The sequence below is a fragment of the Sphingobacterium sp. R2 genome (assembly GCF_040760075.1).
In the GTDB taxonomy this organism is placed as follows: Bacteria; Bacteroidota; Bacteroidia; order Sphingobacteriales; family Sphingobacteriaceae; genus Sphingobacterium.
Map to the genome: position 1 here is coordinate 137,515 of NZ_CP142884.1, position 11,997 is coordinate 149,511.

Here is an 11,997-nt window from a genome sequence, read left to right on the forward strand (position 1 = left end):
TAAAGAACGATCGTGATAAAACGATCATGATAATAGGCTGATAAACAAAATAGTAAATACACTGTATATATAGATTGAAAATACATAACTATAATTATTCGAATGAAAATATTACAAGCGATTCTAAGCTGCTCACTTCTTATGCTAATGAGTGGACATCTCATTGCACAGGAAAAGACAAAGGGAATTATTATGGAACTGGTCGGCGGTGAGAAAATCGAAGCTGCACAAATTCAAAATCTAAGAACAAAGGCTGAAGTACAGACTAATAGAGATGGCTCATTCGCTATTGATGCCGCGATTAACGACCTGCTTTTAATTAAAGCTGTAGGTTATGAACAAGATACAGTCTTTATTTACGATAATAGCCTGAGGAGAATCTATTTGAACAGAATAAATAATGTGATTCAGCTGAATGAAGTTGTTGTCGAACGGATGACCGATAGTAGACTCGCTACTGAAATACAACGCGAAAAGACTGCAGGAAAATATTCGGACGCAACTCAGAACCGCGGGGGCATACGGATTTCTCCAAGTCGTATATTTAGTAAAGAGGGAAAACAAGCTCGTTCAAATTATAAATTACTGGTAGCTGAACTCGAGAAGAGAGCAGTTGACAGAAAATTTACAGAGAATCTGATTAAAGAATTGACTCCACTCAGTGGTTCGAGCCTAGCCCTATTTAAGGAAAGGTTTAGACCTTCCTATAAATTTATTCAAAACAGCAGCCAAGAGACTCTGAAGGTCTATATCATGGATAGCTATAAAAAATTTAACGAGAAAAAATAAAAGACAAACACTTTTATCACGTGATTGTCAGAAGGTTTTAAACTGTAATAATTTTTATTTCAGTTTAAAACCTTTTCTGTTACTTTGTGTTATAATTTAGAAAAATCAGCAGAGGATGTTACACAACTTGAGGTTCGCAACAGCATTACACATTATGGTTCTGGCACAGTTAGAAGAGTCAAATCAATGGCTTTCTTCTGAATATATTGCGTCAAGCATCCAGGTCAATGCAAGTGTGGTTCGCAAAGAAATTGCATCTCTCAAAACAGCATCTTTACTGACAAGTAAAGAAGGTAAGGGTGGCGGTATTCGCATAAATCCCGAGAATCCAACGATTACCTTGGCTGATATTTATATCAGCACCAAGCAAACCGATTTCGGCGGGAAATTTAACAATCCCAATCCGGCCTGTATTGTGGGCAAAAATATCAACTCCAAACTCCAGGATCTGTATCAGGAAGTCGACACTGATATTGTACAGCGTTTGGAAAAGATAACCCTGGCTGATTTTAGCAAAACATTTAATTAAAGGAAACATGAAAGTAGCAGTAATTGGATCCACAGGATACGTAGGATCTCATCTCGTAAAAGAATTGGTAGACCGTAACTATGACGTAGTCGCCATCGCCCGCCACATCGAAAATATTACATCGAGTGAAAAAGTAACCAAACTCCAAGTAGATATCAATGATAATAATCAATTGGTTTCTGCGCTAAAAGGTGTTGATGTTGTTGTTTCGGCTTTCAATGCCGGATGGACCAACCCTAATCTTTATGAAGATTTTACAAAAGGTGCATTGGCCATCCAACAGGCTGTTAAAGATGCCGGTATCAATCGTTTCATTGTTATTGGTGGTGCCGGGAGTTTATTGATTGATGGGAATAGACTGGTCGATTCACCGGATTTTCCCAAAGAAATTAAACCTGGGGCATTAGCTGCAGCAGATTATCTGAATACCATCCAGAAAGAAGATCAACTTACCTGGACCATGTTTAGTCCTGCTATAGAAATGAATTCACATGCTGGTGGAACACGTACCGGAAAATACCGCACAGGCCTTGATACTCCTGTATTTGATCAGGAGGGTCGTTCTAGACTATCAGTTGAGGATCTTGCAGTAGCAATAGTAGATGAAATTGAAAAAAAACAATTCCTCAATAAACGCTTTACAGCAGCCTATTAGTACCCAAATAAGCATTTGATTAAGATTTATTACAAAAGGGAGGAGCAATCTTCCCTTTTTTCATTGATATCATTTATATTTGACATTAATTAAACAATTAAGAAGCTAAATAATCGTAAATCATCAATCCTATGCTATTTAAAAAATCGATTCCTCAACTGATTGCTGAGGCAAATGAAAATGGTGAACACACGCTAAAAAGGACACTGTCGAGCTCGGGTCTAATCGCCCTGGGAGTTGGGGCCATCATCGGAGCAGGCCTTTTCTCGTTAACAGGAATTGCTGCCGCTGAAAATGCAGGGCCAGCTGTTATCCTATCTTTCATTATCGCAGCAGTAGGCTGTGGCTTCGCAGGTCTTTGTTACGCGGAATTTGCTTCTATGATTCCTGTTGCGGGGAGTGCATATACATATTCGTACGCTACAATGGGGGAATTTGTTGCCTGGATTATCGGATGGGATCTTGTACTTGAATATGCATTAGCAGGAGCTACAGTAGCCGTCAGCTGGTCCCAGTATTTCAATCAGCTCCTGATGATATTTCATATTCAACTCCCAGACACCCTCCTCAAAGGTCCTTGGGAAGGCGGAGTTGTCAATTTGCCTGCCATCGTTATTGTCTGTCTACTCTCGCTGCTATTGATGCGCGGCACCCAGGAATCATCCCGTGTAAACAATATATTGGTGATTCTAAAAGTCGGCGTCGTGTTGATCTTTATCGCCTTGGGATGGAGCTTCATCAATCCGGCAAACCACGATCCATTTATTCCTGTAAATGCAGGTGAAGAGCTTGTAAAAAGTGGACAACAAAGCTTCTGGTCATTTCTAAAGAGTGATGATTTTGGTCACTTTGGCATCAGTGGAGTATTGCGTGCAGCAGGCGTTGTATTTTTTGCATTCATAGGCTTTGATGCGGTGAGCACCGCTGCTCAAGAGGCAAAGGATCCTAAAAAAGGTATGCCAATAGGCATCATCGGCTCTTTAATAATCTGCACACTTCTGTATGTCTTATTCTCCTACGTGATGACTGGTATTGAAAACTATACCATGTTTAAAGGCGACGCAAAACCTGTTGCTACCGCTTTTGCGAAAACAGGATATCATTTTCTAAACACAGCATTGATTATTACGATTATTGCAGGCTATACTTCAGTTATTCTCGTGATGTTACTTGGTCAGAGCCGTGTATTTTATTCAATGAGTAAAGATGGTTTACTGCCAAAGATATTTTCAGATCTATCCAAAAGACAGACACCTTGGAAAACCAATGCTATTTTTATGGTATTCGTGAGTATATTCGCAGGTTTTGTTCCGGTTTCGGACCTTGGACATATGGTGAGTATTGGTACATTGTTTGCCTTTACATTGGTTTGCATAGGCATTCTAGTGCTCCGCAAAACTGACCCTAATTTGGAACGCCCATTTAAAACGCCATTAGTACCTTTCGTTCCGGTCATGGGTATCTTGGTCTGTATTTTAATGATGGCTTCATTGCCAATCGAAAGTTGGGAACGTTTAGCGATCTGGCTTGCTATTGGATTGCTGATCTACTTTGTATATGGTAAAAAGCATAGTGTCATTAGAAAACAACATCAGAACCAACAAAATATAGGTTAAACAAAATAGGCTTCTTTATAAGAAGCCTATTTTGTTTAAAAAGATCACGAACATATGTAAACTACAACGCGCTTAGTTTAAAATATCCGTTAGATATAATATCCTCTTCCCGATCGACATTTGGTCTAATTTGAATACAATACTTATCCTTATCTGCTGGTATTAGCAAATCCTCTATCTCATATATATCATCCACATCCAAGCCATACTTATCATCGATATGCGCCGAACTGTGGTGCTTCCAAAAAACAGTACGCTTAGCCTTTTCAGTCGCCTTAGCCAAACTGGATGCCACAATAATTTCTTTGTAGTGGAACTCATCAAATTCATTCGGTTTGTAGCCACCTAAATTGACAAAAAACAACTTCAATTCGGAATCATTAGTTTGTTCATCACTCCTCTCAACGATGTTGATTTCATACTCTCCGACCTTATGGACAATACGGTAAGCATCAATGTGAATTTTACCATCAGCCTCTGGCCAAAAATCTCTAATGGGATCGACAAAATCTTTAAGTTCATCACCAATTCCAAAGAAAATATCATGCTGCTCTGTTCGTCTACTTTTCGGTTTACAGCCGATCAAAATCATAAATAATTTCATAATATACTAATCAGTTTTTCAATATCCCTGTTAAAATATCCCATTTATTTTCATATGTGTTTATGCATAAGAATGATGGATATTTCATAACTTAAGCCCTGTAAATAATAAAAGTAACTATTATCCATCATTTAACATGTATTATACGTTCTCAATGCACAAAATATTCCTATCATTTACGTTAGTTTTTTTATCACTATTGTCCTTTGGGCAAAGACCCTCCACCGATAAAAAACTCGAATCGAAAATAAAACAGCTGGTTCAAGGTTTTCGGGGCGATGTCGGCATTTATGTACATCATCTCAAAAAAAATAAAGAGGTGAATATTCAGGCTGACAGCATTTTTCCTACTGCAAGTATTGTCAAAATACCTATTTTAGTTGGCATATTTGATAAAATTGAAAAAGGTGAGTTACAGCTTGACCAGCAATTGGTGTACCGCAGTAATCAAAAATATGGTGGCTCTGGGCTCATGCAATTTTTTAATGACAGTACAGAAGTGGATCTAAAAACCTTAATTGGTCTAATGCTGTCGTATAGCGATAATGTAACCAGTATCTGGAATCAGAAACTCGCGGGAGGTGGGGGCGCAATTAATAAATTAATGACCGACCTTCGACTAGTGAACACCCTTGTCAACTCAAAGACTGAGGGACGAAAATTGGATTGGGAACGATATGGCTGGGGGCAGACAACCCCTAAGGAGATGGCTGAATTGGTAACATTGATCCGAGAAGGAAAAGTTGTATCTGCAAAATCTTCCGATCAGATGTATCGCCTTTTGGGGAATATGTTCTATGATGAACGAGGGCTCTCACAAATCCCGGCAACTGTAAAAACGGCATCGAAAACAGGATCTCTAGACGATGTACGTAATGAGGTTATTTTAGTCAATGCACCGAAGGGAGATTATGTTTTCAGTATATTCACCAAGAATAATGCTGATAAAAGTTGGGGAAAAACCAATGAAGCTGAAGTCCTCACCCGGAAACTTTCCAAATTGCTATGGGATTATTATCAATAAAAAGTTAAGACTATATTATAAAATGAAACTTTATAATAAAGGGACACCGTTCAATGTGTCCCTTTATTATATTAATAAGGTTCAATATAGTTTTTAGTTCTTCAATGCTTCACCAACATTCTTAGCTTTTCTGCTAATATCGTCACCAACTTTTTTGGAAGCATCTTTTACATCTTTAGCAGCATCTTTCGTACCGTTAGCGACATCATTCGCAACGTTTTTCGTGCCTTGAGCGACATCTTTTGCAGCATCTTTTGTTTTATCAACTGCTGTGTTCGTTGCATCTACTGTTGCATCTTTCGCGTCTTTTAATCCCTCTTTCACATCCTCTCCAGCATTACGCAATGCTGCTTTCGTTTTTTCCCATGCGGTATTCGCTTCTTCTGAAGCTGCACGAGCTTTTTCCTCCGCTTCTTTATCGCCTTTCGCAATAGCTTCATCCAAATCCTTTTTTGCCTGCTCGGCTTTTAAACGAGCATTTTCCTCCGCATTTTTTAAATCTGCTATTGCTGCGTCTACGTGCTCGCCAACTGTCTGAGCTGAATCGGTAGATACAGTATCTCTTTTCTCCGAATTGTTGCAAGAAGACATCACCAATGTCCCTGCCACGACTGCTAAAAGTGCAATTTTTTTCATTATAAATTGATTGATAAGTGTAGTTTTTCAAATGCTCATCAGAGCACATATACATGAATTTACAACTTCTATGCCAAATAGAAAAATTATTGCTTTGGATAGACTGTTCCTTTCGCGGCTTCTAATGTATTTTTCAATAAACCCACGATAGTCATTAGCCCAACTCCTCCAGGTACGGGTGTAATCCACGACGCTTTAGGAGCGACATTTTCAAAATCAACATCCCCATATAACTTAAATCCAGATTTAGTTTCTGTAGAAACTTCTCTATTGATACCTACATCGATCACTACTGCACCGTCTTTAACCATGTCTGCAGTAACAAAATTTTTCTTACCAATTGCTGCAACAACGATGTCTCCACGCAAAACTTCCGCTTTAAGATCTTTTGTGCGACTATGTGTTAATGTCACTGTACAATTACCTGGATTGGAATTACGAGCCAGTAAGATACTCATGGGGGATCCCACGATATTGCTTCTTCCAACCACTACAGCGTGCTTTCCTGCGGTATCGATCTTATAATACTCCAACATCAGCATAATACCATATGGTGTAGCTGGAATAAAACAAGGAAGATTACGTTGCATGCGACCGAGGTTGATCGGGTGGAAACCATCCACATCTTTGCGGTAATCAATTGCTTCGGTAACTTTATCCGGATCAATATGTTTTGGTAAAGGCAACTGAACAATCAAACCATCGATAGACTCATCCTGATTGATTTCTTTGACCTTAGCGATCAATTCATCCTCTGTTATGTTTTCGTCATAACGAATGTTTGTTGATTCAAAGCCGACTAGTTGACAGTTGCGCATTTTGCTAGCTACATAGGTTTCGCTACCACCATCATTCCCCACAAGGATAGCAACCAGATGGGGCCTACGGCCAGTCTGTGTAGTAAATTCAGCCGCATCTAACGCAATTTGCTCTTTAATTTTTTCGGAAACTAGTTTACCATCTAATAGATTCATGTTTAGGAGATTTTATTGTAATTAAAAGGAGCCCAAGAGCTCCTTCATTATTGTGTTATTTTGATTAATCTAATTTCAATACCGCCATAAATGCAGATTGCGGAATCTCTACGTTCCCAACCTGACGCATGCGTTTCTTACCTTTCTTTTGCTTTTCCAAAAGCTTACGCTTCCGGGAGATATCACCACCATAGCATTTTGCCGTAACATCTTTACGTAAAGCTGAGATCGTCTCCCGTGCGATAATTTTTGCACCGATTGACGCTTGGATACGAATTTCAAATTGTTGGCGTGGCAAAAGTTCTTTCAACTTTTCACAAATCTTTTTACCAAAATCGTAAGCATTGCTGCGGTGAATCAACGAAGATAAAGCATCAACTGGCTCATCGTTCAGGCGGATATCTAATTTGACCAAATCTGACTTACGGTAACCGATCTGATGGTAGTCGAATGAAGCATAACCCTTTGATATTGTTTTCAACTTATCATAAAAATCAAATACAATTTCTCCCATTGGCATCTCAAAAACCAATTCAACACGATCTGAAGTCAAATAATGCTGGTTCATAATCGTACCACGTTTCTGGATACAAAGTGACATGATTGGTCCTACGAAATCCGATTTCGTAATAATATTAGCTTTGATATAGGGTTCTTCAATTGAATCCAATTTACTTGGATCAGGTAGATCAGAAGGATTATGGACGATCACCTCCTCTTTATCTTTAGTCATATAGGCCTTATACGATACGTTGGGAACTGTCGTGATAACGGTCATATCAAACTCACGCTCCAGGCGTTCCTGAATAATCTCCATGTGAAGCATCCCCAAGAAACCACAACGGAAGCCGAAACCCAGCGCTGCTGACGACTCTGGTTCAAACACCAAAGAAGCATCGTTCAGCTGCAAACGGTGCATCGATTCACGCAACTCCTCGTAATCTTCGGTATCGACGGGATAAATACCCGCAAAGACCATCGGCTTCACCTCTTCAAACCCTTGGATAGCTTCAGAACAAGGACGATCTTTATGCGTAATGGTATCCCCCACTTTCACTTCACGTGCCTCCTTGATACCAGAGATAATATAACCTACATCACCGGTCTTAATAACTTCTTTGGGTACTTGATTCAACTTCAGCGTACCAATTTCATCGGCAAAATATTCTTTTCCAGTAGCAACAAATTTCACGCGGTCACCTTTACGAATTTCACCATTTTCAACTTTAAAATAAGCCATGATTCCTCGGAATGAGTTGAAAACAGAGTCAAAAATCAAGGCTTGCAAAGGTCCATCAGGATCACCCACCGGATGTGGAATACGCTCCACAATAGCTTCCAAAATATCCGGAACACCAAGACCTGTTTTACCAGATGCAGGAATAATCGCATTGCGGTCACCACCGATTAAATCCACAATCTGATCTTTTACTTCTTCCGGCATAGCACCGGGAAGATCCATTTTGTTGAGGATCGGAATGATTTCCAGATCATGTTCCAACGCCAGATATAAATTTGAAATAGTTTGTGCCTGAATACCTTGAGAGGCATCCACGATCAGTAAAGCACCTTCACAGGCTGCAATTGAACGCGAAACCTCATAGGAAAAATCCACGTGTCCTGGGGTATCGATCAGATTCAGGATATACTCCTGACCATCTTTTTTATAATTCATTTGGATGGCGTGACTCTTGATTGTAATACCACGTTCACGTTCCAAATCCATATTATCAAGTAATTGTGCCTGTGCTTCACGCTGACTGATGGTATTGGTATACTCTAAAAGGCGGTCTGCCAAAGTACTTTTGCCATGGTCAATATGCGCAATAATACAGAAATTACGAATGTGCTTCATATAGGATTTTTAAACTCTTTTGCTAAAAGGCAAAGATACCTTTTTTTATATATATTTATATAAACTAGCTTTTTTTTAGTTTACTATATGCAAGGAAATCAGACTAGACAATATTGTTATTAAGTAAGAGAAAGAAACCGCATTTGCTATTCGGCAATAGCATATAAAAAATGTTTTTGATTCCGCGTAACATTTTCTGTATCCCAAGAAATACGTTCTCGGAATTGCTCCGAACGAATCGGGCAATTGTCGACCTGACAATATTGGCAGCACTGCGGGAGACAAGGATCGGCATGAACAAAAAACTCAGTCCGCACCGACATCTCTTTATTGACAATTTTATCCACAGCGGAGATTTCATCGTGTACCTGAATGAGATCGAGATAACTAGGAAGTGTAAGATGGCAATCAACGTGAAGCTCATTTCCATAGCGCTGTACACGAAGATTATGAACATCAATCCATTCATCTTTCCGATTCTGCTCCAAGATTTCGACGACATCCTGTACGAGCGCTGTATCCGATTCATCCATTAATCCTCCGATCGACTGACGAAGCAATTTATAACCGTTGAAGAGAATAAAAAGCCCCAGTATAATGGAAATAACAACATCGATCCATTGGAAACCTGTCAATCTCATCAGCAACAAACCCAATATCAATCCGATCGTGCTATAGGCATCTACCTGTAAATGTTTTCCATCTGCCACCAAAGTAATGGATCCTAATGCACGGCCACGCTTCATGATATAGAATCCCACTGCAAAATTGATCACAGATGTAATGCCTATCAGATAAATCCCTTGTTCAAGATGTGTTAACGCTGCGGGAAAAAAAAGATTGTAACAGGCTTTGGCTAATATTATCGCGCCAGCTATAAAAATAAGTCCACCTTCTAAAAATACAGAGAAGAACTCCACTTTACCATGTCCATAAGGATGATTCTCATCCCTTGGCTGCGCTGAAAGATAAATACTATAAAATGCAAAACCAGAAGCGACCACATTAACGATACTTTCCGCAGCATCTGTAAAGATTGCACTGGAATCTGTTAAAAAATAAGCAAAAAACTTCACGACCATCAAACCTATCCCGGTGAAAAGCGATAATAAGACCAATCTACTTTGTCTTGACATGATGCTTGTAATCTTTATAAAAAACTTATGTTAGCAAACCATGAAATTGATGCCCTGCTAACATTTTGTGAGAACAAAGGTAAAGATATAAAGGCAGATCATATCGATTAGTTTTAAACATGTGAAGTCAAGAAACAAGTAAATAACTGCGCTAAATCGCTCCGACAGCCCTTTTTATTAAAAAAGCCCAATAAAAGGGCTATTTTTCTTTATAAATTATCAAAAATAAAGAAGATTATTTGCAACGTATGTAATATCTTTGTCTTACCATGAGCACATCATCATACTTATCAGACAGGATAAATAATTTGTCCGAATCGGCTACACTTAAAATGACCAAGTTGGGCCGCGAATTAGCAGCAAAAGGCGTTAATGTAATTAGCCTTAGCGTAGGTGAACCTGATTTCAACACGCCTGAGCACGTAAAAGATGCAGCGAAGAAAGCCCTAGATGAAAACTGGACGCGTTATTCGCCTGTACCGGGATACCCTGAATTGCGCCAGGCAATTGTAAACAAGTTGAAGACAGAAAACAATTTAGATTATGATATTTCTCAAATTGTTGTTTCAACAGGTGCAAAACAAAGCCTGTCTAATGTGATTTTGACTTTGATCAACCCTGGTGATGAGGTAATTATCCCAACACCTTATTGGGTATCATACTCTGAAATGGTCGTTTTAGCAGAAGGAAAATCGGTATTTATCAATACAGAAATCGACAATAACTTTAAGATTACACCAGCGCAATTGGAAGCGGCAATTACACCAAGAACCAAATTGTTCATGTTCTCTTCGCCAAACAACCCTACCGGAACAGTTTATAGCAAAGATGAGTTGGCTGCATTAGCCGAAGTTTTCGAAAAACATCCACAGGTATTTATCTTATCGGATGAAATATACGAACACATCAACTTTGTAGACAAACACGAATCCATCGCACAATTTGAAAGCATTAAAGATAGAGTGATCATCATCAATGGTTTTTCAAAAGCATTTGCAATGACGGGATGGCGTTTAGGTTATATCGCTGCTAACAAAACCATTGCCGCCGCAAATGATAAGTTACAAGGACAGACAACCTCAGGTACCTGTTCAATTTCTCAACGTGCGGGTATCGTTGCTTATGAACAAGGATTACAATCTGTCAACAAAATGAAAGAAGCGTTCGCTCGTCGTCGCCAATTGGTATACGATCTATTGAGTGAAATCCCTGGCGTAAGAACAAATCTACCAGAAGGTGCATTCTATTTTTTCCCAGAAATCTCTTCTTTCTTTGGTAAAAAAGACCAAGATGGTAATGTCATTAAAAACTCATCTGATTTGGCTTTGTACTTATTGAATGTTGGTCACGTAGCCACTGTAGGTGGAGATTCATTTGGTAACGACAACTACATCCGTTTGTCCTATGCAGCTTCAGATGAAAGTTTGATCGAAGCTTTAAAAAGAATCAAAGAAGCATTAGGCAAATTAGCATAATCAATACACAGTATACTGAATGGGCTATCCAAGAAAATTGGATAGCCCATTTTTTTATCAATTTCAGTTGTATCAATCTCCCTTTATGTTCCACAACGGTATATTCAAATACGTCCTTTTTATTTGATATGCTCCATCACGTCGATGAATTTCTTACCCTTATTCTTCGGGTCAAAAAGCATTTTCTCTACCCTGTCCAGCTCAAGAGCCTCGAGATGACTAGGTAACATACTCTCTTTCATCAACTTCAACAATTGATCCCAGTCCGCACGATTGATCTTGTTCTGAACCAACTCCATCATCTGCACGGCATTGCGGTATTCCTTGCTCGTTTTCAGTTCCACCACCATATCCATCCAGTCACCGTAAGTGAAAAGCCTACTTTTTACCTTTTGCAATTGTAAGGCTTTCATCTTGACCATATCATAGCCCAGCAGCATCTCCGTGACGGAATCAATCTCCATACAAGCAGCGATTTTAGCATAATCTTTTGGGAACTCCACCCTTGCATCGTCATCCAGAAGCTTACAGAACGCTGGGATCTCCTTTTTCAGGGAATCACAGTACTGCTGCGCATGTAGCTCCATGGTCATGATCAGAACTAGTCCGATCGCTAACATCCGGAGATAAATAGATTTCAATTTCATGCTTCGAAGATACCCATTTTTTGGAAAATATCATCCATAGCACATTATTCACAATGA

General features: G+C 39.2%; 12 protein-coding genes. 6 read left to right on the forward strand and 6 right to left on the reverse strand.

Annotated features, from left to right (window positions below; translation table 11 throughout):
• Positions 1 to 102 precede the first annotated feature (102 nt).
• The 4 genes from VXM68_RS00630 (at position 103) to VXM68_RS00645 (ending at position 3,589) form a co-directional block, all read left to right on the forward strand.
• A complete protein-coding gene (locus VXM68_RS00630; RefSeq protein ID WP_293953299.1) occupies positions 103 to 789 on the forward strand; it encodes a hypothetical protein in 687 nt (228 codons plus the stop codon).
• 115 nt (positions 790 to 904) lie between these two features.
• The gene (locus VXM68_RS00635; RefSeq protein WP_201638667.1) at positions 905 to 1,318 is read left to right on the forward strand and encodes an Rrf2 family transcriptional regulator; all 414 of its coding nucleotides are present in this window, start codon (positions 905 to 907) and stop codon (positions 1,316 to 1,318) included.
• A 7-nt stretch (positions 1,319 to 1,325) separates the two neighbouring features.
• Positions 1,326 to 1,973, forward strand: a complete 648-nt coding sequence (locus VXM68_RS00640) for an NAD(P)-dependent oxidoreductase (protein ID WP_293953293.1) — start codon at positions 1,326 to 1,328, stop codon at positions 1,971 to 1,973.
• A gap of 131 nt (positions 1,974 to 2,104) precedes the next feature.
• Positions 2,105 to 3,589 carry an amino acid permease gene (locus tag VXM68_RS00645; RefSeq protein WP_293953291.1) on the forward strand — a complete coding sequence of 495 codons (1,485 nt, stop codon included), beginning with the start codon at positions 2,105 to 2,107 and terminating at the stop codon, positions 3,587 to 3,589.
• 61 nt (positions 3,590 to 3,650) lie between these two features.
• Here the strand turns inward: VXM68_RS00645 and VXM68_RS00650 are convergent, their stop codons facing one another.
• Positions 3,651 to 4,193: a DUF1543 domain-containing protein gene (locus VXM68_RS00650; RefSeq protein ID WP_293953288.1), complete on the reverse strand. Its 543-nt coding sequence runs from the start codon at positions 4,191 to 4,193 to the stop codon at positions 3,651 to 3,653.
• Between the two features lie 154 nt (positions 4,194 to 4,347).
• Between VXM68_RS00650 and VXM68_RS00655 the strand changes: the two genes are divergently transcribed.
• Positions 4,348 to 5,217, forward strand: coding sequence for a serine hydrolase (locus VXM68_RS00655; protein WP_367210157.1), 870 nt, complete (start codon positions 4,348 to 4,350; stop codon positions 5,215 to 5,217).
• Positions 5,218 to 5,310: 93 nt separating this feature from the next.
• On the opposite strand, the gene VXM68_RS00660 is transcribed toward VXM68_RS00655, so the two are convergent.
• The 4 genes from VXM68_RS00660 to VXM68_RS00675 form a co-directional block, all read right to left on the reverse strand.
• On the reverse strand, positions 5,311 to 5,853 hold the full coding sequence (locus VXM68_RS00660; protein WP_293953285.1) for a hypothetical protein: 543 nt from the start codon (positions 5,851 to 5,853) through the stop codon (positions 5,311 to 5,313).
• An 86-nt stretch (positions 5,854 to 5,939) separates the two neighbouring features.
• Positions 5,940 to 6,827 (reverse strand): bifunctional 5,10-methylenetetrahydrofolate dehydrogenase/5,10-methenyltetrahydrofolate cyclohydrolase, encoded by an 888-nt coding sequence (locus VXM68_RS00665; protein WP_293953283.1) that lies wholly within the window; start codon positions 6,825 to 6,827, stop codon positions 5,940 to 5,942.
• A gap of 64 nt (positions 6,828 to 6,891) precedes the next feature.
• Positions 6,892 to 8,682 (reverse strand): translation elongation factor 4, encoded by a 1,791-nt coding sequence (gene lepA / locus VXM68_RS00670; protein WP_293953281.1) that lies wholly within the window; start codon positions 8,680 to 8,682, stop codon positions 6,892 to 6,894.
• A 146-nt stretch (positions 8,683 to 8,828) separates the two neighbouring features.
• A complete protein-coding gene (locus tag VXM68_RS00675) occupies positions 8,829 to 9,818 on the reverse strand; it encodes a cation diffusion facilitator family transporter (protein WP_367210158.1) in 990 nt (329 codons plus the stop codon).
• Between the two features lie 269 nt (positions 9,819 to 10,087).
• On the opposite strand from VXM68_RS00675, the gene VXM68_RS00680 reads away from it, so the two are divergent.
• Positions 10,088 to 11,293, forward strand: a complete 1,206-nt coding sequence (locus tag VXM68_RS00680) for a pyridoxal phosphate-dependent aminotransferase (protein ID WP_367210159.1) — start codon at positions 10,088 to 10,090, stop codon at positions 11,291 to 11,293.
• Between the two features lie 119 nt (positions 11,294 to 11,412).
• On the opposite strand, the gene VXM68_RS00685 is transcribed toward VXM68_RS00680, so the two are convergent.
• Positions 11,413 to 11,940, reverse strand: coding sequence for a hypothetical protein (locus VXM68_RS00685; protein WP_294187339.1), 528 nt, complete (start codon positions 11,938 to 11,940; stop codon positions 11,413 to 11,415).
• Between the last annotated feature and the right edge of the window lie 57 nt (positions 11,941 to 11,997).